The 21,324-nt window shown below is 35.6% G+C and carries 20 protein-coding genes; all 20 read right to left on the bottom strand.

The annotated features are described in order from the left end of the window. Positions 1-35: 35 nt before the first annotated feature. The 20 genes from JRC49_14835 to JRC49_14740 all read right to left on the bottom strand — a co-directional run bounded on the left by JRC49_14835 (position 36) and on the right by JRC49_14740 (position 21,058). Positions 36-1,955 carry a polysaccharide biosynthesis protein gene (locus tag JRC49_14835; GenBank protein ID QTE71037.1) on the bottom strand — a complete coding sequence of 640 codons (1,920 nt, stop codon included), beginning with the start codon at positions 1,953-1,955 and terminating at the stop codon, positions 36-38. A gap of 4 nt (positions 1,956-1,959) precedes the next feature. After that, positions 1,960-3,429 carry a VanZ family protein gene (locus tag JRC49_14830; GenBank protein ID QTE71036.1) on the bottom strand — a complete coding sequence of 490 codons (1,470 nt, stop codon included), beginning with the start codon at positions 3,427-3,429 and terminating at the stop codon, positions 1,960-1,962. Positions 3,430-3,573: 144 nt separating this feature from the next. Then, the gene (locus tag JRC49_14825; GenBank protein QTE71035.1) at positions 3,574-4,779 is read right to left on the bottom strand and encodes a nucleotidyltransferase family protein; all 1,206 of its coding nucleotides are present in this window, start codon (positions 4,777-4,779) and stop codon (positions 3,574-3,576) included. Positions 4,780-4,828: 49 nt separating this feature from the next. Further along, the gene (locus JRC49_14820; protein QTE71034.1) at positions 4,829-5,362 is read right to left on the bottom strand and encodes an acyltransferase; all 534 of its coding nucleotides are present in this window, start codon (positions 5,360-5,362) and stop codon (positions 4,829-4,831) included. Between the two features lie 184 nt (positions 5,363-5,546). After that, entirely contained in the window at positions 5,547-6,986 is a 1,440-nt protein-coding gene (locus tag JRC49_14815) for an oligosaccharide flippase family protein (GenBank protein ID QTE71033.1), read from the bottom strand. Between the two features lie 64 nt (positions 6,987-7,050). Continuing rightward, on the bottom strand, positions 7,051-8,286 hold the full coding sequence (locus JRC49_14810; GenBank protein QTE71032.1) for a hypothetical protein: 1,236 nt from the start codon (positions 8,284-8,286) through the stop codon (positions 7,051-7,053). 31 nt (positions 8,287-8,317) lie between these two features. Further along, complete coding sequence (locus JRC49_14805; GenBank protein QTE71031.1) at positions 8,318-9,502, bottom strand: polysaccharide pyruvyl transferase family protein; 1,185 nt, start codon at positions 9,500-9,502, stop codon at positions 8,318-8,320. Further along, positions 9,451-10,530: a glycosyltransferase gene (locus tag JRC49_14800; protein QTE71030.1), complete on the bottom strand. Its 1,080-nt coding sequence runs from the start codon at positions 10,528-10,530 to the stop codon at positions 9,451-9,453. The genes JRC49_14805 and JRC49_14800 overlap by 52 nt, the downstream gene beginning before the upstream one ends. A gap of 71 nt (positions 10,531-10,601) precedes the next feature. Further along, on the bottom strand, positions 10,602-11,684 hold the full coding sequence (locus JRC49_14795) for a polysaccharide deacetylase family protein (protein QTE71029.1): 1,083 nt from the start codon (positions 11,682-11,684) through the stop codon (positions 10,602-10,604). Positions 11,685-11,711: 27 nt separating this feature from the next. Continuing rightward, the gene (locus JRC49_14790) at positions 11,712-12,824 is read right to left on the bottom strand and encodes a glycosyltransferase (protein QTE71028.1); all 1,113 of its coding nucleotides are present in this window, start codon (positions 12,822-12,824) and stop codon (positions 11,712-11,714) included. A 4-nt stretch (positions 12,825-12,828) separates the two neighbouring features. After that, positions 12,829-13,707 carry a glycosyl transferase gene (locus JRC49_14785; GenBank protein QTE71027.1) on the bottom strand — a complete coding sequence of 293 codons (879 nt, stop codon included), beginning with the start codon at positions 13,705-13,707 and terminating at the stop codon, positions 12,829-12,831. A gap of 9 nt (positions 13,708-13,716) precedes the next feature. Continuing rightward, entirely contained in the window at positions 13,717-14,775 is a 1,059-nt protein-coding gene (locus JRC49_14780; protein ID QTE71026.1) for a glycosyltransferase family 4 protein, read from the bottom strand. Continuing rightward, on the bottom strand, positions 14,772-15,848 hold the full coding sequence (locus tag JRC49_14775) for a glycosyltransferase family 4 protein (GenBank protein QTE71025.1): 1,077 nt from the start codon (positions 15,846-15,848) through the stop codon (positions 14,772-14,774). Before JRC49_14775 ends, JRC49_14780 begins: the two co-directional genes overlap by 4 nt. After that, positions 15,845-16,441, bottom strand: coding sequence for an acetyltransferase (locus tag JRC49_14770; GenBank protein ID QTE71024.1), 597 nt, complete (start codon positions 16,439-16,441; stop codon positions 15,845-15,847). The genes JRC49_14775 and JRC49_14770 overlap by 4 nt, the downstream gene beginning before the upstream one ends. Continuing rightward, positions 16,441-17,055, bottom strand: coding sequence for a sugar transferase (locus JRC49_14765; protein QTE72897.1), 615 nt, complete (start codon positions 17,053-17,055; stop codon positions 16,441-16,443). The genes JRC49_14770 and JRC49_14765 overlap by 1 nt, the downstream gene beginning before the upstream one ends. Before the next feature lie 33 nt (positions 17,056-17,088). Further along, entirely contained in the window at positions 17,089-18,396 is a 1,308-nt protein-coding gene (locus tag JRC49_14760; protein ID QTE71023.1) for a DegT/DnrJ/EryC1/StrS family aminotransferase, read from the bottom strand. 85 nt (positions 18,397-18,481) lie between these two features. Beyond that, positions 18,482-19,495 (bottom strand): hypothetical protein, encoded by a 1,014-nt coding sequence (locus JRC49_14755; GenBank protein ID QTE71022.1) that lies wholly within the window; start codon positions 19,493-19,495, stop codon positions 18,482-18,484. A gap of 144 nt (positions 19,496-19,639) precedes the next feature. Continuing rightward, on the bottom strand, positions 19,640-20,059 hold the full coding sequence (locus tag JRC49_14750) for a hypothetical protein (protein QTE71021.1): 420 nt from the start codon (positions 20,057-20,059) through the stop codon (positions 19,640-19,642). Continuing rightward, the gene (locus JRC49_14745) at positions 20,052-20,543 is read right to left on the bottom strand and encodes a TIR domain-containing protein (protein ID QTE71020.1); all 492 of its coding nucleotides are present in this window, start codon (positions 20,541-20,543) and stop codon (positions 20,052-20,054) included. Before JRC49_14745 ends, JRC49_14750 begins: the two co-directional genes overlap by 8 nt. A gap of 17 nt (positions 20,544-20,560) precedes the next feature. After that, positions 20,561-21,058: a hypothetical protein gene (locus tag JRC49_14740; protein ID QTE71019.1), complete on the bottom strand. Its 498-nt coding sequence runs from the start codon at positions 21,056-21,058 to the stop codon at positions 20,561-20,563. Positions 21,059-21,324: the final 266 nt, after the last annotated feature.

The raw sequence follows: 21,324 nt of genomic DNA, 5'->3' as shown, positions 1-21,324 counted from the left end.
TCCACTATCATTCTTGTTTAGTATTAATTATATTATTAGACACCAAACATTCGACAATGTGACTCATTTACTTCTTCTGGTGTATGGTATGTCGGAACAACCTTCATTAGTGCTTCTTTGACTGTTGTATTATGTCCTGTTGCCAGTGCCTCCTTCAGGATATCTAATTTTTTCTGGATTTGTTCCTGACTAAGGGGTTTATCCCGCTCTATGAAGATAAGATCATTCTCAGTCTTATCCATCTCTTCTGTTTTAATCAGAAGCTCTTCATATAGCTTCTCTCCAGGCCGTAATCCAGTTTCAACTATTTCAATATCTTTATGCGGTTCCAGCCCAGATAGCCTGATCATCTCCTCCGCCAAGTCATAGATTTTGACCGGTTTACCCATATCCAGCACATAGAGTTCCCCGTTCTTAGCCATAGCTCCTGATGTCATAACCAACTGGCTGGCTTCCGGAATAGTCATAAAGAACCGTGTGATCCGTTTATCAGTTACAGTAACCGGACCGCCATTGGCAATCTGACGCCGGAACAGCGGAATAACAGATCCGTTGCTTCCAAGCACATTGCCAAACCGTGTGGCGGAGAAAGATGTCTTGTCCCCTTTCCGGCTCTGTACGATCATTTCGCACATACGTTTGGTTGCACCCATGACATTAGTCGGATTCACAGCTTTATCCGTGCTGATCATGATAAAACGCTTAACACCATATTTCTCGCATACTTCAACCACATTTAATGTGCCAAATACATTATTCTTAACTGCTTCCATGACATTACGTTCCATAAGTGGAACATGCTTATGAGCTGCTGCATGCAAAACAATGTCCGGCGTATTGACGCTCAAAACACGTTCGACGCCGTCTCGGTCACATATATTAACAATTTCCACTCGGAGATTGAGTTCTGGATATCTTGTTTTAAGTTCCTGCTGAATGTCATATACTCCGTTCTCATAGTTATCTAACAGTGTCAATCGGCTCGGACCGATTTTGGCAATTTGTCTTGCTAACTCAGATCCGATTGATCCTCCACCACCTGTGATCAAAACATTCTTGCCACGGTACCAGGAGGCTGTTTTTTCATCGATCACATCAACAGTGCTACGATAAAGAAGATCTTCTATAGCAAAGTCACGCATCTGGCGACGGCCATCTGTATTCTCAAGAGAAGGATAATCGTATACTTTGATCTTATATCCTTTTCCTTTATAGATATCGAATAGTTCTTTCCGTCTTTCATTGGATATATTTGGAAGCGCAAATACCACTTCCTGAACATTATAGCTATTGAGATCAGTTTCATTGTTAACAACTGGAATTCGAGATATTGTCCTACCAACTTTTTCCTTATTTGCATCCACAAAACACACAGGCTTATATACAGCTTTAGGATTATTAAGCAACTCGTCTGCCAACATCGCACCAACACTACCTGCGCCAATAATGGCAATTCGAATCTTACGGTTCTCCGGTAGCGCTTCATCCTGTGCAAATTTAACTCCTGTGATAAACTGTAGAAAACGAAGAATAGTACGCTGAGCTTTTGATGTTTGATTACGATTCTGGTAAGCAAACTGATAGGTAAGGCGCATACAGATTGCTCCAAGAAGATTAAGACAAATCAAAGAAACTGCTCGAACAAAAGTTAACTTACGCGGTGAAACAAATTCACGGAGTAATACATATATTATTCCTGCAGCAAAATCTGCAATAACTATCCATAGATAATCTGAAGATCCTGCATATCTCCATATTCGTTTGTAAACACCAAACACAAAACGCAAGGCAAAAACGCACACAGCACCTAACATTATATAGATGATTTGATCAGATACTGTCAGTTCTTCTATTGTACTTGGATAAATAATGAAAATGAAAATACCTGTTAACAGATAAAATCCAAGATCAAACAGGAACAATTTCCATCGAGGTTGTTGCTGCTTCAAAGTCATACCATTACCTTCTTTTCACTTTAGAAATATGTCTCCAGAATTTGATACGAATTAATAAATCTGTTGTCAGTTTGACAAAACAAAAACCCAAATATCCGCCAATTGTGTTGCTGATAACATCGTCAAATTCACAAAAACCCAGTCCCGTAAAACACTGGATTCCTTCAATAACTATAGAAAGAATTATAGGAATTATCAGTATTCCTTTTCTTTTAGTTATCTGATATAAAATCGCACCTAACGGAATAAAAAGCCATATGTTTTTTATTATCTGTGCTCTAACTTCGCTATCTATGATAATTCTCCGGTAAGACCAAAGAAAACCTGCCACTTCATATGTGTTATCGCCTTCCCTGTTCAACAATGTAAGATATAAAATGATGCATAAATATAAAATAAAAAAAAGACTATTCATTTTCTTTTCTGAAATGCTTGATAGAAAAGTGACCATAATAGCAGCTATAATAACAGTCCTTGGATGATTATATAGGAATCTTTTAAGATTGAAAACTTTTTCTCCATTCTTATTTAGATATACAGTGTAACCATCATCTTTTTTTATCCCATACTGTCCTTCAGATAAAGAAATTGGCTTTCCTTCCAAATTATAGTATTGTTCAGTCGCTATAGAGTTATTCGCATGGTATGTTCGGATAATGGTTGTATATCCTTTGGTTGTTACAATCGGCTCCCCTCTTTCATCCAAATACGTAAAGTTTGATTCGCGCCCATATTCATCATATTGTTTATAAACTCCATATTGCCCTAATGAAAGCTTAACTGGATTTCCATTTTCATCAAAATAAAACTCTGTTTTTACTTTACCATTTTTTTCTTCATCTGATTCATAATAGTATCGTTTTACAACAGCATATCCTTGTCCCGTTAACATTGGCTCACCGAATTCATCTATATATATAATTTTGTTTATTCTACCCTTTTCATCATACTCATTAACCTTACCATATCCATATTGCTTTGTTAGGATTGGCTTACCTTCCGTATCATAATACGAACACTTTTTTTCTTGCTTGTTTTCATAATACTCTTTTTTTTCTATAGCATATCCATTATGTGTGATAACAAGCTTTCCTGCATCATCAAGATATGTTTTTTTGTAAATATTTCCGTTTTCATCAAATTCCGACAAAACAGCATAACAACCCAAATACGTTTGTGTTGGATTACCATGATCATCATAGTACTTTTCTAGTATGCCATTTTCAACTTCAGTCGTAACACATGATGCATATCCCAAATTGGCTGCTATTGTTATAATACCTTCACTATTAACATAATCTATTCTCTGGATTTTGCTATCCTTAGTAGAAACTGTCCTTAATTCATATGAATGGGGCAGTGATTCCACACTTTTATCCATCGGATGAATATATAAAAAGGATAGAATAATAAATATTATCAAGCAAATAAAAAAAAGCTTTGTTTTGTGTATCATTATCTTTTTATTTTTCATATTATCATTTCGAATTCAGTATTATCTATTTACAGAAATCATAAACATCCTAATATATAATACATACAACAATTGATAATTATACACCTGATCCATTGCCTAAAAAGCACCTAAAAATCGCATATTGTGTTAAACTCATTTTGTCTATATATTCCATTTTTTCATTAAATTCCTATGATTATCCATAATTTCTTTTGATTCAATTGAAACTTTGTTTTTTCCCGAGCATCCTTTTCTTTTTAATTTATAATAAACACGATAAATCCAGCCATAAGGTAGCAACCATTTTTTTCCTGCAATAAACGAACAATATGGTAATGTAATCATTTTTGAATATGGAATAAACGTATTCCTCATAATATAAATAAAGTGAGTAAAAAAGCCCGTTCTTCTATCTGAATTCAAATATGCTTCTGCTACATACAGTGATTGATTTTTGTTTTCAAATCCAAACACTCCGCTACTGAAAACGTAATCTGTTGTTTCTTCATAAAAATTCTGCTCAAGCTTTTCAATTGAAAAAGGCGACTCCATCCCCCACCATATATAAATATACGTATGTGCTAAGACTGCAAACTTCCAAAGATCTATTTTTTGCAATTGTATCTTAATCCATTCCCAATCCAACTCCGAATGCTTTTGTGCGAAAACAGCAAGATCAATAAATTGTCTAAACCCAATTCCCCTTGTTCTAAAATGTTTCTTTATGTGTTCTACTAAATATACATAATGGAAATTAATATCCAAATGATATTTACCGTCTGAATCGACAATTAAGTATTTCCAACACGTATCAAAATAACGGCGTCGTTTATTATTTTCCAGCGTCTCTTTATGTAATAAATGAGTATCCAATTCCAAATTGATACTCTGTTTTCTAAATTGCAATCCAAAGTTTTTTTCAAGTAACGTATAACCCAATTTTTCAAGCGTTTTTGATGCTTTCACCTTTTCTTTTGGAAAAACCACAATATCCAAATCGCCCATTGTTCGATACATTGGGATAGGATAACACGATGCAATCTCTAATCCTTTAACCGGGAAAAAACGAATGTTATATACTTGAAAAGTATTCTGTATTTCATCTATAGCATGAGAATTTAAAGCATAATAATATATACATGCCGCTTTTGATTTTTCCAATTGGCTGGCAATGCTTATATATTCCTTCTTGCCAGCAAAAAAAGCTTGCAATTGATGAAAAAGAATCCCCTCTAATTGGTGGATTTGAGCGTATCTATAGATTTGTGCCCAATCTAACTCCGCTGCCATGCTATCTGAAAGATTAGTTTTTCGACCTTGAAGATGGTCAGAAATAATCCTCAAAAACATCCTCTGTTCTTTATTCATTATTCAGTTTCACCACACATATAAGAAATATTTTACACAAACTCATATATTACTTTACCCCATATTGGTAGTCTTTTTCTTCACGATATCCTATATTCTTTGCAGGTACACCTGCAACAATCGCATAATCTGGAACATCTTTGGTCACAACGGCATTAGATGCTACCACAGCACATTTACCAATTTTAACGCCTGGCATGATAATCGCCCTACTACAAATCCAAGCATATTCACCTATAGTAACCGGAGCACCCTTCCCACAAAAATACAAATCATTATAATCGTGATTTAAAGTCCAAATAATCGCTTCATAAGCAATAACTGCATTCTTTTTTATATATAATTCTTTACGGCCATCTAGCAGCACCTTGGGGCCTATATTTACACCATTTTCTAAAACAATGCCTTTAGGATTTCGAATATGAGCTCCCTCATATACATATACTCCTTTTCCAATTTTCATTCCAAAAAGTCTATAAAAGAATTTTCTTACACAATTCCCTGGTATATAACAAATTATCACATTTATTACCCACCACTTAATTGAATTTAATATTTTGAAGACTCTATTACCAATTCCCATTTTCTTATTCTCCCATATTCACATGTATCAATCATTTGTTACAATTCACTAGCCAGTTATAGTAGCATTACTTCTAAATATCGATTAAACTCTATTTCGATAGTAATATGATTTGGCGACAACACTTGCTAATCCATTCATTATTTTGATTGAAAAATACAAAAGTATGCTTTTACCATATACTCTATAAAACCTTTTCGGTTTCTTTTCTTTTTCTATATATATTCATTATGCCCTGGAAAATGCCTTTTATGGTATCTCTCTGGAAATAGCAAACTATGATATATGCTAATATAATCGTTATCCAAGCATATGGAAAATCAAGCATAGTTAATATCGATATTATAAAAAGTAGACTGTAGCAAATTCCTGTAGATACAATCGGTATTTGTACTTTTACAATTTTCTGTATTGAGATGATTCTTACTAACCATACAATAAAGAAGCTTACGGCTGTTGCAATTGCAGCACCTATAACACCTATTGTTTTTAATAATACATAGTTTAATACTATATTAAGAATTGAACCGGCTAAAACTGATACAAACAAACTTTTTGTCTTCTTTTCTGCGCGAAATGCTGCTGCTAGTATGCCCGCATGAGATGAAAACATTGCAGATATTAGCAACATAGGAACGTATTGCCATGCAATAAAATAATTATTAGCAAATAATAAACTTGCTAGCAATTTACATGTTAGAATAATAAAAAAGCAACCACTTAAGCTTATGAAATCTAGTCCCTTATATACATTTGAATAATACTGACTTTCATCTTTCGAACCATGATTAGTTATAACGGAAATTTGCCATGCCTGAGAAAAAATAGAAAGAATTGTTGTTAAAATTGTTGGAATCTTATGAGCTACACTATATATACCACTATCACCCAATCCATACATCCAGATAATCATGTATCTATCAATGCTCGTATTTATAGCCCAAGCAAGAATTGTCGGAATCATTGGAATGCTGTATTTAAGCATATCAAGCAATAAATTCTTTTCTATTTTAAAGGGCACAATATACTTATATATTTTTGCCGCGAAAAACATAACAAGTATTGGTGTACAATAACCTATTATAATGCTCCATAAATACCCATACAAACCCATTCTAAAACCCACAAGGAATAATACATTACATATAATTATCGTTACAGTATGAAGTATTCCTTGAATAGCAAATAGTGTTGTTTTCCCCAATCCTTTGACAAAATTTGAAAGAAGGTTATGAATATTAAATAGTGCGTAATTCAACACAAAAATCATCCAGAATTTATCAAGTGAACTATCTATTAGGCAGATAAATGGTTTGAATACCAACAAAACAAATACTGATATAATAGTAAACAGACTCGAAACACCAAAAACTGTATTTTTATCCTCATTTTTATCCAACGCATATCGTAAAGTTGCGTCTGCAATTGCGAGTGTCAGAATTGGATATATAAAAGAAATAGTAGTCGTAATTAAATCTGCTATTCCGTATTCTGTTGTTGCCAATACTCTTGTATATAAGGGAGTAAATAAAAAAGCAAGTATCTTTGATCCGAAATTGCTAATAGTAAATAGACCTGTGTCTTTTGCGAGACTTTTGTATTTTGAACTTTTATTTATTTCCATAGCTCCTCCGATGTTTTACGATTGACTAGTCTAGACACAAGTTTTATATCACAGACTTTAGCATTTATTTGAAATATTTCGAGATCAAGTTACTCTTTGGCTGATTAGAAATGTTGTCAACACCAGCGTTGTAATACTTGTTTATAATTTTTATCATGGAGATTTGCATAATCATAAAAAGCATAATAACATCATGCCAAATAAATGGATGGGCTACAAATGCAGCTAATAGTATAAGGCCTTGAAAAAGCATAGAAAAAAGCAGTTGCTCTTTATCAACATCAGATAAAGAATCAAGACATAATACTTTTTTTAGTTTTGAAAAACCCCTGATAAATGGTCTGACAAACCCATACAATGAAATACCTCCTCCCAACCATCCAAGTTCAAGAATAAACTGCATGTAAGAGTTATGGAGGCCTGAAACATCTATTCCAATTCCAAGTGGATTTGCCGGAATACTCGCTATTGCATCTGTATAAGTACTAAAACGACCATCAGATATATCTCCTTCTTCTAAAAACTCTAGTGACCGCACTATTGAAGTATTCAAAGCAGGTAATTGTTGTGACAGAAAAACGACTCCCACTCCCAACCCAGCAAATATTAAAAAGATTTTTATGAGTTTTCTTCCAACATCTTCTCCTATGCGCATCAAAAACACACCCCAGAGTATGAGGACAATTGCAATCAAAGAATAACTTCTCTTGCCTGTACAAAAAATCATTACTAAGTATAGTAATAACATTATTTTGTTTATTGTTTTCCTATTACCCGATATGATTTTAGAATAATATAGCGCAAACCCTATAGACATCCATAAACCATTCTTACTTATACCTATTGTGAATCCTTGTATACATAGTCCAAACGTTCCAGACCGTAAATAATATCCTTGTTGACCATCAAGTAATGGAAGAAAAACCTTTTGATAAATGTCTTTAAATAATAGCTCAACAAACGAAACCCCCAATAAGAAAAGCAGAAAAATCTCTATAATTCTTCGTTGTCTACAATAGTTGTCATCACAAGCAGAAACACCTATTGCGAAGAGAAATGCTAAAACCAATCTTTCTGTAAAAACAATTGATCTATTATTATTGGCACTTATAGCAATAGAAAATGCACAACAGAATAGATACAATCCATACATTATTATCTGGTTTTTAATACTTGTGCTTTTTAAGCTATTACTGATATTCGGTAATAACACCACTGTGAATAAAGCAACGAATGCCGGCCAAAGGATAACATAATAAGGGCGCAGTGCTGATGAACCACTCAAAAAAACACACCACATGCCCCCAAAGTAGTAAATGGTGTTTATTAGATCATCCTTTTGTATCCTTAAGCGCATATTCATTCCCTGTAAGTGACTGTTGTAAAAACAATCTACTTGTCTTTCTATATTCTGTCAGTATTTCCGAAACCTTATCAAATTTGCATGGGTAGAAATGCTTATCCTTTTCCCCAACATGCACTAATCTTGACTCAAGATTAAAACTCTTAAGTAAACTATACATTCTTGTATTCCACAAATCATTTTCATTCCCCTTGATTACCGTATAGAAATCTTTATGCATTATCATTGAAAGGGCAGATGCATGAAATGAATTTGTACAAACTATTCTCGCTCCGTATAACAATTTCAAGAATCCAGAAGGATCAATGCTCGATTTGTTTCTTGAGTGAAAACCATATTTAAGCATCGTTAATAGATTGTCTGCAACATAGATTATCTTTAAATTCATCTCATCTGCCATTTTTCTAACAAATTGCGGAAGATAATCTCCCGTACCCAGTTGATAAACAAAAATGTAATCTTTTAATAACCTTGTACTTTTGCCTGACATATTTGAGATCCAAAAAACCTTATCCATTAATAACACCGGATCAAGAACATGTTCAGCCTTTTTTCCAGTCAACTCTTTGACAAGCGTAATCCCACTTTCTTCTCTCACAGAAATACAAGGGATCCCATATAAATACCTTGCAATAAAATCTCTTTCTTTATCCTCTAATTTACTTGCTCCAAAGCTTGCAGCATAACTGATCCTTTTATCTTCTTCAACAAAATCAAGAAAATAAGCACTATCAAAATTATTTGCTTTTAGCTTCCAGACTTGATCACTTCCAACAATTATTTTATCCAAATTATGCGCTATTTCTCTTAAATTGTTTTTATCTGTAACAGATAGCAGTTTAAATCGTTTTTCCCATATACGGAAATTCTTTTTCTTTGCAGGTAAATATACCAAGTTCTGAATATCCCATTTTAGATTTGTAATAAAATCCTTATTTATCCGTAAAGGCTTTAATTTATACTGCTCTTCAATTGAGGAATTCCTGTAATTAATTATATATGCATCGAATCCCATGTCTAGTAGATACTGTTGTAGAGCAAAGGCTTGAAATACTGCACCATAATTAATTGCATTATGATAAGTAACTATCCCTATTTTTTTCATTTTCCTTCTCCAAATATCAGCAACAACTTCCTTAGATTCTGTTTCCAATCTAATTGCGTTTTATAATAATGTAATGTATTTTCTCGCAAATCATAATTATCATTGCTAGATAATATGTTAAGTGCGTCTGTCATTTCTTTTATATTTTTACATACAAACCCTGTCTTCTCATTCTCAACATATTGGGTTAAACCAGGTAAATCAGAAACAATAACCGGGACACCATAGCTATAAGCAATTGGTAAAACTCCACTTTGTGATGCTTCAATATACGGTAATACAATGGATTTAGCATGCGGAATTAACCATTTCATCTCACCGTTAGTAATATATCTATTTAGAATAATAACATTTGTAGATTTTCCTATTTTTTCTTTTTCTTTATCTGTAAACTTCCCTTTCCCTGCTATAACTAATGGAATTCTTTGTTGTGAATTATTATATGAATCAAGTAAATTTTCTATACCTTTATATTTGTCAATAACACCAAAGAACAAATGGAAATCCTGACCATCTTGAATTTCAACAGGTTTTTGTGGATCGTCTTTCGGAATATGTGCTCCAAGAGGAAGCAAAACGCTCTTATCACAATATTGAGGAAACATAGTTTTATACTGAGAAAGGCTTTCAGCAGACATTAATACTATGTTCTGTGCAACATTATACGCTTTCTTTTTATTCAGCTCAGCATATTTGTTATATAGTGATAAAAGTATACTCGACTTATTTGATGGATGAGACTTCGGATCATGAATCGTTATAATCGTCTTACATTTTTTATATATTTTCCTCAATACAAGGGATGACATCAAGGGAGTATCAGTAAACCATACTGCATCACTCTTTTCTTTTACTATTTTATCAGCTACCTCTGTTACATTTCTTGAAAAGACGCATTCATATGGAGAGATCGAATAGTATCTACAATTCAACTCTTTTCTACTAACATCTGTCCCTTCAGGAAAAAAGCAAACACATTCAATTCCGTCTTTATTGAGAATCTCCGCTATTTCTTCTGTCATTTGCTCGATACCGCTCGATTTATTAGCTGTAAATAGCACAATTTTTCTTATCATTCTTGTTCACCCTCATCAATTACAAATGTAAAAAATATGATTCCAGCAATCATTATCCTGAATAACAATCCTTATGCATGCCATACTTTTGATAGCAGTTTTTTTAGAATCATATATCTCGGCATTTTTTGATAAGCTCCCAAGCTTAATTTCGCAACCCATTTATCAAAAAAAGCTTCAGGTAAAAAACCGGGATGAATAAGTGAAAATGCAGTCCTATTAAAACCATCGAACTGGCCTTTCCTAATATTCTCTAAATGCTGGAAGTTGTTCCCTTCTCTTAATCTACTAGCAATCATATAGCATTTATATCCGCATTTTTTTGAAATATCAAGAGCTGCTTCTGTATAGCCGCCGCCTGGAAAACAGAGTGTGGATATTTCCTTGTTAAGCTTTTCTTCCAGCACTCTTTTACACTCAACTATTTCCCACACTATATATTTTTCATAGTCTGATATATTTTCGTATTCTCCATGCTTTCCAGCATATTGATCAGTTACATATCCATTTTGTTGAAATCCTTTAATAAGATGTTTGACATAATCTGGATCTGGATTAAATTTTTTTTGCGCAATACGTCTGCCGTACTTAAATATTGGATATCCTATCGGTATCATATCTTTATATTTATAAGCTTCGCTATTCCACTTTGAGGGTGACTCTGGAAATAACATCCACGCTAACCAATAAAACTTATTAAATTTATTTGGTGTATAAAAATCTATGATTTCATCTGAAATAAAAGCAAATTCATGAGTCATTGTATGCGCTTGGATATCAAAAACACCGCTTTCTTCAGCCTCTAGTATTTCCTCCCATGTCATGAATCCCCAATCACTTTTCTCATCAGTTTTTTCACTAGTATAATTGGGATTAACAAATATAGTCGCTCTTGCCTCATATCGTTTAAGTATTGGTAGCGCAACAGTTAAATTATCTTTGAAACCATCGTCAAATGTTAATACAACGAAATTTCTATCATCAGAATAATTATGATTAATAAGATCAGACATGCTAATCATTTGATAATTCCATTTTTTGAACAGTTTTAAGTACTGCTCAAATCCAGCTGCAGAAACAGATAATTCTCCCATTGGACTTAATTGGGGAGTATCATTTACTGAGTGAAACATTAAGATTGGTATATCAAACATTTTGTATTGTCACCTCCATAGTATTAATCAACCCAACACTTGATTGTATAAAGATTCAAACTCTTTCACGACATTTTTATCCAAAAAAGTTTTCGTAAACATCTCTTTAGATTTTTCTCCTAATTGTTTTCTATTATCATCTGGAATATCAATTATCTTATTCATTGCATTAACCAGAGAATCTAAATCATTGTTTTTAACAATAAATCCATTGTTGCCATTGTCAATCATTTCTGATAAATCTGTACAATTCGTAGAAATTATCGGTTTTGATGCACGCATTGCTTCTGCAATAGTATTTGGAGATCCTTCTGTGATACTGGTTTGAACATATACATCTGCTCGAGATAATGCAACATCAATATCCGAGCGATATCCCCATAGTTTCACTTTTCCTGCTATTCCCAGTTCATCAATCTGTTTTTGTAAATGATAGTATTCTTCACCATTACCAATTACCCAGAATCTGACATTATTATGTGTTTTAAAAATCTTACTTGCCGCATTAATCAAAAGCTGGATATTTTTAACTGGTTGTAATCTTCCTACTGTACAAAAAACAAAGTTATCCCCTTTATCTTTATCATAATCCGTCACTTCATTAATATGGTAGTTTATTTCTGTATCTGAAACAAAACCATTATGAAGCATCCTAATGCGCTCAGGAGTAGTAAATTTCAAATCTTTTCGTAATATAGGAATCAATTCAACATTATTTACTGTCCACCAGTTGCCTTTTAAATTTAAAAGTGAATTCATTATTCTACTCGCCAAACTTGAAAAGTGTTTTTTCCCTAACATTGCTCCAATCGGAATAGTTTTCTTCGACAACATAGCACCTGCGCGACCATATATATTAGCCGAACAGCCGCCAAAGGCATGCATTATCGAAATATCGTTCTTTTTTATATAATCTGCAATAGTTAGAATTGTTTTTAGCCGTCCAACTTTTTGTTTGTCAATAAATACTGTTTTCATGTCTCCTAAAGGTAACTCATCTTTAACGTGGGCATAATATAATATACGAATATCATAGTCACAGTAACGACTAAGGATATCGTACATATATATCATTTGTCTTTCTGCTCCGCCACATCCAAATGCATTCGTGACCCATAAGATTCTTATTTTTTGTTTCATTCTTTCAATCCCTCGATATAATTCTGTTTGGTAATGTAATCATATCGCCAAAAATTTTATCGTATTCGGCCGGTATAAACTTTCCATAACCTGACGCCGGGAAAAACGTGATCTCACCAACATATATCCTTTCATTAACCGAATAAAAATCTATCCGTACGTATGGTTCGCCTTTAGATAGAGTGCAAGCTATTCTAATCATTTCATCAAGATTATTGGGTTTTTGAATATGAATTTCCGGATGTGATGGATAATTAAAAGAAAAATCTAATAATTCCCATTTCGTATTGTATATGTTTTTTTTATGATCCGTGAAACGATCGAAATCCACCTGTATGCAATATGGATTGCCATTGAAACAAAAAACCTTATAATCTTTCAATTGATTCCCTGATTCATCCAATATATACTCTTCTGCCAAAATTCTAGGTTTCACATTTTTGTATGGCCATTCTCTATATTGTATATAGTAATCTGTATGTAAGGAGCGAGTCAGTTTTTGTTTAGTAGCTTCTATATCAAGATCTTCTTTATTTGTGCATATAATTATGCCCCCGCAATCATGCGTGGTCTTTAAAACAAATTGTTCTGGCAAAGCATCAAAATCTATTTCATCAGCTGAATCCCATACTCCTAATACAGGCACAACATAACCAGGACCTATTGTTTCTGTTACATACTTTTTCATCTCATATTTATCTACAATTCTAGTATGGTCTGGTCTCTGATAATACAACTTTAGCCATTGGAGTTTTTCATTAAATGTTTTAGGATTATCTAAATCTAATTTTCTATGAAAATGTGTAAAATACTTGAACTGAATCCATTTTTTATCTGATATTAGTTTACTACATTTCAAAACAATAAAATCTCTTAAGTTCATTTGTACACCTCATTCTCTTGTTATTGTCTTGTACCATCGTTCCAGAATCACATCTTTTTCAAAAGATTTTGAAGTGTTGTGTGCTTGTTTTCCCATACGAGCAGCATCTTCAGGGTTGTTTAGGATCCTTTTCATTTCATTCAATAAACCCTGTTCATCTCCCACCTTAATTAGAATCCCATTTTCATTATTATTTATATACTCATCTGCTCCGGCACAATCGGTCGAGATACATGGCAATCCCATCATCATTGCTTCTAATAGTGCATTTGAAAGTCCTTCATAATTCGATGATAAAACGAAAACATTGGCATCAGCAATCATTTCATGTATGTTTTCTATATTTCCTGGAAATAAGACTTTTCCATCCATATTGAGCTCTTTTACTAATTTTTTTAATTCCTCTTCAAGATATCCTCTTCCATATATCGTTAATGTCGCTTGGGGAAAACTATCAACAATATGACTAAATGCTTTTATTAACATTTCGTGGTTTTTTTGTGGTTCAAGACGTCCAACAGCAACTATCTTCCCACTTTTCATTTGTGTCGCATATGTTGTAACCGATATAGGATTTGGAATTACAATACTGTTTTTTAGACTTATCCTTTGGAAATAACTTGCTGCACGTTGCGTCTGAAAGACTACATTTTTTGCCTTTGGATAAAGAAAAAAAGTCAAAAAATCTAATATTTTATTCCTTCCATCCATATATGGATCATTTCGTTCTGACACAGTAATACTACTATTTAGTCCTATACATGCAATTTGAGTTAATACATTCATTCTCGCAGCAAAAGACAATATCTCATCCGGTCTAATCTTTTTTGTTAGTTGTCTAATATCTTTTAACCAAGCTGGACCTTTTTTTACACGACTTCCTTTTCCACCAGTTAGATCAATAATATGAATTTCTTCATGTAGTTTATATTCAACAGAATTATAAATAAGTAACCCTATCCAAACTTCCCAGCCACGTGAAACAAAATCATTGGCAATCAATGAAATTACGCGTTCCGCACCGCCGCGGTTCAAACTTCCCATTATGATAAGTAATCTTTTCTTCATATGAGTTTCTCCAATGTCATCTTAATCACATTCTTTTTATCAAACTTCTCTTCCATATATTGCCTTCCACATATACCCATTTGTTTTCTTTGATTAATACTCATACCTATTATTTTTTTCATAGCTTGATATAAAGAATTGATATCTTTAGGCTCACAAATTATACCTGATTGTTCAGTGACTGCTTCTCTACATCCTGGAATGTTACTTGTTATAATAGGACGTCCTGAACTAGCGCATTCTAGATTTGTGTTCGCCATCCCTTCATGATAACTTGGAAGGACAAAGCAATCACAATCTTTTATGAATGGTCGAACATCCTCCTTGTAACCATGGTATTTTAACCAACCTTCTATTTCATACTTATCAATCTTTTCCTTGTAATTTTCTTCAAAAGGACCAACCACATCTAGGAAACACTTCTCTCCTTCTTCTATAAGTCTTCTTGTAGCCTGAAACAGTTCTTCTATACCTTTCTCTTTCATCACACGCCCAATGAAAAGAAATCTTATAATGTCATTATTAGGATACGATTGATAGTTGTATATTTCTGTATTAACTCCAGCTCCATTAAGGACCACCGTTTTTTCTTTTTCACAACAGCCAAATGATACCAATTCATTTCGATTACTATTATTTTCAAAAAACACTATTCTCGCTTGCTGCAGAGCCAATTTGTAAAGCATTTTAACAACCATTCTAACAATACCAGGTTTTTCAAATGCGGTTCCAAGCCCAGTAATATTTATAGCATATTTTTTTCCTGTTTGCCGAGCAGCAATCCCGCCATATATATTCGGTTTTATTGTGTAAGTAATAACAAGTTCAGGGTTTACCTCTTTCATTATTTTCTTGTATCTTATAAGGAGTTTTATATCTGTTATTGGATTAATTCCACGGCGATCTACTGGGGTGTTTATAAAAATACATCCCATTTTTTTTAATGCATTTATCAAATCACCCTCTGGAAGTGATATGAAAACTTCATGTCCTTTGTTAAGAAGTTCCTCTATTAATTCTTTTCGAAACTTATACAAGCCTAAATCAAGATTCGCTAAAATAAGTATTCTCATTTTCTTCTCCTTGCCGGCACGCCTACATAAGTTCCAGATTCATCTATATTCCTTATAACTACTGCGCCTGCACCTATCATACTATCACTACATATATTTATATTGTTGCTAACAATACTTCCAATTCCAATCCACGTTTCTTCGCCGATCACAACGTTCCCTGCCAGATGTGCTCCAACAGATATATGTGAATAATTACCAATCACGCAATCATGATCTATGGAACTACATGTGTTAACTATACATCCACGGCCTATTCTTGTTCCTGGATTTACAACAGCTCCAGCCATGATTACTGAGCCTTCGCCGATTTGAACATCTTCTGCAATGATTGCCTTTGGATGAATCAAAGTTATACACATACCCAGTTGATTCATGATCCGTTTACGGATTGTTGTATTTCCAATAGCAACAAATAAATCACCTTCATCAGGAGAATAATCTTTCGGTTTCCCTATGACAGGATATCTGCCACATTCTTTGCGTGTCATATCATCATCCAGAAAAACAATATCCGTATATCCTGTTTGTCTGGCAATATCTGCAACAACACGACCATGACCAGAAGCCCCCACAATCATTAGTTTATTCATTACTGTCCGTCCTCTGTCCCCATGAATTCTTCCATCGTTGCAGATGTATTGGAAGTAATCCCTTCCCGCTTTATTACTGTCTTTAGTGTTGTAAAAATGATTTTCCAGTCACCAAGAAACGTTATATGATCAACATAGTAGACATCTAAATCAAATTTCTCTTCCCACGAAATAGAATTCCTTCCATGAGTCTGTGCTAATCCGGTAAATCCCGGCCTGACTTCCTGTCTTCTCGCTTGATGTTCATTATATCTTTGAAGATATTGTACAAGAAGTGGTCTAGGACCAACAACTGCCATGTCACCTTTTATTATGTTAAACATTTCTGGCAACTCATCCAGACTTGTTGAACGAAGTAAACGGCCGAATTGGGGTAATCTTTCAGAATCAGGTAACAACCTTCCATCATCATCTCTTTTATCTGTCATAGTTCTAAATTTATAAAGCTTAAAAACCTTATTATCTTTTCCAGGTCTATCTTGCTTAAATAGCACAGGTGATCCAAGTTTTATTCTCACCAAAAAAGCAACAATAAGAAACACCGGAGAAAAAGCAATAATGGCAATAAGGGAACACAAGAAATCCTGAGGTCTTTTTATAAACCGTTCGTATATGCCGTATGGTTCATGTCCCATTTCGTTTCTCCCTTACTCAAAACATCTGCGGATTATCTCTATCACTATATCCTGCTGATGTGTCGTCATCTTGTTATCACTCGGCAGACACAGTCCTCGTTTGAACAGATCTGCTCCCACATCGGGCGCTTCACCTTCAATATAAGCATTGCTCCTGGCCCGACCGTTGCCTTCCACGGTGATAAACTTATTCATCTGGTAAATCGGCTGCATATGCATCGGTTTCCAGATCGGCCGGCCTTCTGCCCGGAACGTTGCCAGCGCTGCCAGAATTTCTCCCGGGCTGCTCATGCCGCTCACCGAATGCCAGAGTTCATCCTTATCACTTCTCACGTGCGGTGCCATAGCATCTTCATTGATCAGCATGCAGGACAACCAGAAGTTCGGTTCAGACTTTTCCTCATCCCAGGGATTCATCGTCACGGGAAGATCTTTAAATCCTTCCTTGTAGCGTTCCCATATCTTTTTCTTCTGGGCGATGTGCTCATCCAGATGCGGGATCTGTCCGCGGATGACACCGGCAACAATGTTGCTCATGCGGTAGTTATACCCAATCTCTTCATGCTGATACCAGGATGCGTTTTCCCGGCTTTGGGTAGACCATTTCTTTACCTTATTGGCGTCTTCCAATGAATCAGTCAGGAACATACCGCCGGAAGAACCGGTAATGATCTTGTTTCCGTTGAAGCTGATGCAACCGTAATCCGCCAGCATACCGGTTTCAACCCACTGGCCGTTGAGCTTGTATTTTGCTCCCAGAGATTCCGCTGCATCTTCAACAATCAACGCTCCATGAGCGTCAGCGATCTTCCGGATCTCATCCATCTTGCCAGGTGTTCCGTACAGATGAGCCAGAACGATCAGCTTTACCTCCGGATACATCTCAAAGGCTTTTTCGAGAGCTGCCGGATCCATATTCCAGGTATCCCGCTCTGTATCAATAAAGATGGCCTCACCATCTTCATACGCAACAGGATTGATCGAGGCATCAAAAGTGACATCAGAACAGAAAACTTTTTTTCCGGCTAATGTACCCTGATCAGGTCTTGCCTGACCATACAGCCTTTCTCCGGCAAGCTTTGTAGCCAGATGTAGCGCAGCGGTACCAGAGCTGAGAGCAACAGCATACTTACAGCCAACATACTCCGCGAGTTCTTTTTCGATCTCGTTGATGTTGGCACCGACGGTACTCACCCAATTGGTACGGATTGCTTCGTCCACATAGCGCTGCTCATCTCCATGCATTGTTGGAGATGAGAGCCAGATTCTGCCATCAAAAGGCGTAATTCCATTAAACCGGGGATCATTCAGGAAATCCATGTATCAACAGCCTTCCCTTCGTAGTTCCGGATTGTTTGCTTGTTCGATTGTTTAGAGATAGGAATTGCTTAGCTTTTTTACACTATCAGAAGTAGCTTACTTCGCGGCCTGTCTGTTCCTGATAGACTCTCATCCAACTGGTATCTTCTTCCCGCTTCTTCAGCACCAATTTGGTTGCCTGAACTTTGACAACATCATATTCACCTGGTAATGTGGAAAGACATTCTTCAGCAGAAGCAAAGGATTGTTCTTTTCCGTCCACATCCACCACAATGGGCATATCCATGACATCCAGAAGATTAGTTAGGGGCAGGAATCCGGACTGGTTGCTCATATAGCCAGTAAAATCATCAAGTTCCAGGCCCTCGGATATCTGTTTGATATGATCCCGCTGTTCCTTGTTGAGATCTTTATCCGCGATGAAAACGGCCTTGATATCTTTATCCTTGATCTGGCTTTCAATTTCTTCCATAGAAACAACCGGAACGCCATCCATCATCCAGCCGCTATCCTTACCGGCAATGGCCACAGGCTTATAAAGCGTATTATTTTCGAGATGGTGCAGGACTTTCTGTCCCAGATCTCCGGATCCAATAATAACAGCCGGAACAGTACTCATTTTTTTACTGTCGATCTTGGCTTTCTCAATCATAAAGATTTTACGCCAAAACCGAATGAAGGTAATATAGATAAACTGCAGAACCGCGCCGATCACATAATAGGAAAACGGCATACGGTAAATGTTGTGTTCTTTTTTGATCACCGCCAGGACGATAATTGAGATAACAACATGGAGGATCGAGGTCACAATATGGGCCTTGATGATCCTGTTCAAGTCATTAAGTCCGGCATATTGCGTCAATCCACCGTAAAGGCGGAAAACAAAAAATACTGCAATTGCGACCACTGTATAGAAAGGAGCGATCTTCCAGAAATAATCCAGGTATGAAACGCTGACCTTGAACTCCCCGTGTACAAAGAAGCGCAGAAGTAGCGCAACAATATAGGCCAGGTTCACCGCAATAATATCCAGCAAGAGGATAAATCCCTTTGTTCTCAGGAATCTGAATACGCGGTTTTCTTTTTTCATATGCTCCATGATACTCATCCTCCGCCTGGTACTATAATTGTAAAAAGCAACAGACTTAACTGTTGATGGATGACATTATATATCTTTCTTTTCTTCTTTGACAAGAAAGCAATTAAACAATTATATTATTTCACAGTCCAATAATCAGTCTACTTAATGGAATACACCTATTAGAATAGCCAATGTCATCACTACACCAATTATCGAAAGATAAAACCAACCTTCAACCTGAGCAAACATACACCGAAGAAAACCTATATTTTTATCATCGTTAGTATTTATGTCATGTATGTCCATGTCAAAAGTTGTGATTTTATCATCCAAGACCTGTTTATATAGGACTCTATATTTTCTCTCTATTTGCAGATAAAAAGCGTCAAGCATCCAGAATGCTAGTAATGGAATAAAAGCCAACAAAAAAAACTTCTTTTCAGACCCCTGCGCAGATAATGCGCCAATTATAGAAACAAGAGTAACTGACCAACCTTTAAGTTGAAAACTGTTATTCCCTATCCTTTCAATTACAGTTTCTATCATCTCAAGATGTTTTATCTTTTTATCTTCTTTATCCATTCTTTCTCCTCACTGCATCTTCAATCCAATGATGTAAGTTTGTATATCCTTCATTTATATGATAATCGTATATTGCATCAGCTACTTGATCAAAATATGCTGGTGTTCCGTCTTTGTAATATCCGATAATTGTATGTTTAGGACAAGGCATTGAAACTTGACCTTGTAAGTTTCTTATATTATTTATGTAGACGCCAATAATAGCATTTCCTCTTTCTATGCTTTTACATATCTCATATTGTACGTATGGTCTTTGTAAGGTTTCTGATCCAATCAATACAATTGTTGCAGTAGTTCCATCCATCTGTTTATCTATCCAACGTTCTATTGCAACTTGACCTTGTCGTTTTACTTGTTCAAAATCGGCGTTATCAATGACCTGTGATGCAAGTTGTCCACCATAGGTTACCCATCTATTCCTAACAACCATTACTCTAGATATATCATTTTCATAATGAAAACTAAAGAAAACCTTCCTAGCCATAAGTTCATGCCTTCCTTCTATACTTGCTCATTCATCGGTCTTATTAATTCATATCCCAACCAGACGGTCCGTTTGACCTGATCGAAGGTAAATTCCACGCAACAGCGTTTCCTGCCGCGATCGATCTTGATGACTTTTCCCTCCATCTTCTGCCAGAGGGGGTCAGACACCGTGCAATGCTGACCGACTTCTGCCAGATGTATGGTACCCATGACGCCGTTGTGCTCATAGAGCATATTAGCAAAGGCCAGGTCTTCGTCTTTGAGTTCCCCGTCTCCCAGGCGGCGGATGATCCCGGACATGTGGATCGCATGATCCAGTGGTTCTTCTGTATAGTGGAAAATATATCCGGGAAGCCATGGGTGACGAACTTCTTCACAGACACCCTTGGTCCATTTGCGCTGAATGATTTCTGGAGAAAAGCAGGTTTCATTTAAGGTACGACGGATGAGAGCAGCGATGGTGGAACATTTCTGGGTTTCGCAGAAGTAACAGTAAGCGTACAGTGCCCTCATCTCCCTTCATAAGCAATTCATAATTCACGATTCATAATTCATAATTATCATTAGTTTGCCTTATCAATGCGGCTAGGAAACAGTGGACAAAGCCAAAATTGTAAGACTTTTTGCGGAGATCAACCATAAAAATGGGTAGGCTCCGCCGTCCCGGTTTTTGCCGGGATATAGTGCTGCCCGCGGGTATTATTCCCGCGGGCAGGCTTCGGTATGTTCCAGGGGTTCGTCAGCCTGCCAGTCCGGTCAGTACTTGGTTGCCCTTTCTT

This window comes from Clostridiales bacterium FE2011 (assembly GCA_017569305.1).
In the GTDB taxonomy this organism is placed as follows: Bacteria; Bacillota; Clostridia; order Christensenellales; family Aristaeellaceae; genus Aristaeella.
This window is presented reverse-complemented; position numbering and strand designations above follow the sequence as displayed.

Coding starts and splice junctions, on each gene's coding strand:
- JRC49_14835 (QTE71037.1), bottom strand. CDS start 1,955: ATGACTTTGAAGCAGCAACAACCTCGATGGAAATTGTTCCTGTTTGAT.
- JRC49_14830 (QTE71036.1), bottom strand. CDS start 3,429: ATGAAAAATAAAAAGATAATGATACACAAAACAAAGCTTTTTTTTATT.
- JRC49_14825 (QTE71035.1), bottom strand. CDS start 4,779: ATGAATAAAGAACAGAGGATGTTTTTGAGGATTATTTCTGACCATCTT.
- JRC49_14820 (QTE71034.1), bottom strand. CDS start 5,362: ATGGGAATTGGTAATAGAGTCTTCAAAATATTAAATTCAATTAAGTGG.
- JRC49_14815 (QTE71033.1), bottom strand. CDS start 6,986: ATGGAAATAAATAAAAGTTCAAAATACAAAAGTCTCGCAAAAGACACA.
- JRC49_14810 (QTE71032.1), bottom strand. CDS start 8,286: ATGTGGTGTGTTTTTTTGAGTGGTTCATCAGCACTGCGCCCTTATTAT.
- JRC49_14800 (QTE71030.1), bottom strand. CDS start 10,530: ATGATAAGAAAAATTGTGCTATTTACAGCTAATAAATCGAGCGGTATC.
- JRC49_14795 (QTE71029.1), bottom strand. CDS start 11,684: ATGTTTGATATACCAATCTTAATGTTTCACTCAGTAAATGATACTCCC.
- JRC49_14790 (QTE71028.1), bottom strand. CDS start 12,824: ATGAAACAAAAAATAAGAATCTTATGGGTCACGAATGCATTTGGATGT.
- JRC49_14785 (QTE71027.1), bottom strand. CDS start 13,707: ATGAACTTAAGAGATTTTATTGTTTTGAAATGTAGTAAACTAATATCA.
- JRC49_14780 (QTE71026.1), bottom strand. CDS start 14,775: ATGAAGAAAAGATTACTTATCATAATGGGAAGTTTGAACCGCGGCGGT.
- JRC49_14775 (QTE71025.1), bottom strand. CDS start 15,848: ATGAGAATACTTATTTTAGCGAATCTTGATTTAGGCTTGTATAAGTTT.
- JRC49_14770 (QTE71024.1), bottom strand. CDS start 16,441: ATGAATAAACTAATGATTGTGGGGGCTTCTGGTCATGGTCGTGTTGTT.
- JRC49_14760 (QTE71023.1), bottom strand. CDS start 18,396: ATGGATTTCCTGAATGATCCCCGGTTTAATGGAATTACGCCTTTTGAT.
- JRC49_14755 (QTE71022.1), bottom strand. CDS start 19,495: ATGGAGCATATGAAAAAAGAAAACCGCGTATTCAGATTCCTGAGAACA.
- JRC49_14750 (QTE71021.1), bottom strand. CDS start 20,059: ATGGATAAAGAAGATAAAAAGATAAAACATCTTGAGATGATAGAAACT.
- JRC49_14745 (QTE71020.1), bottom strand. CDS start 20,543: ATGGCTAGGAAGGTTTTCTTTAGTTTTCATTATGAAAATGATATATCT.
- JRC49_14740 (QTE71019.1), bottom strand. CDS start 21,058: ATGAGGGCACTGTACGCTTACTGTTACTTCTGCGAAACCCAGAAATGT.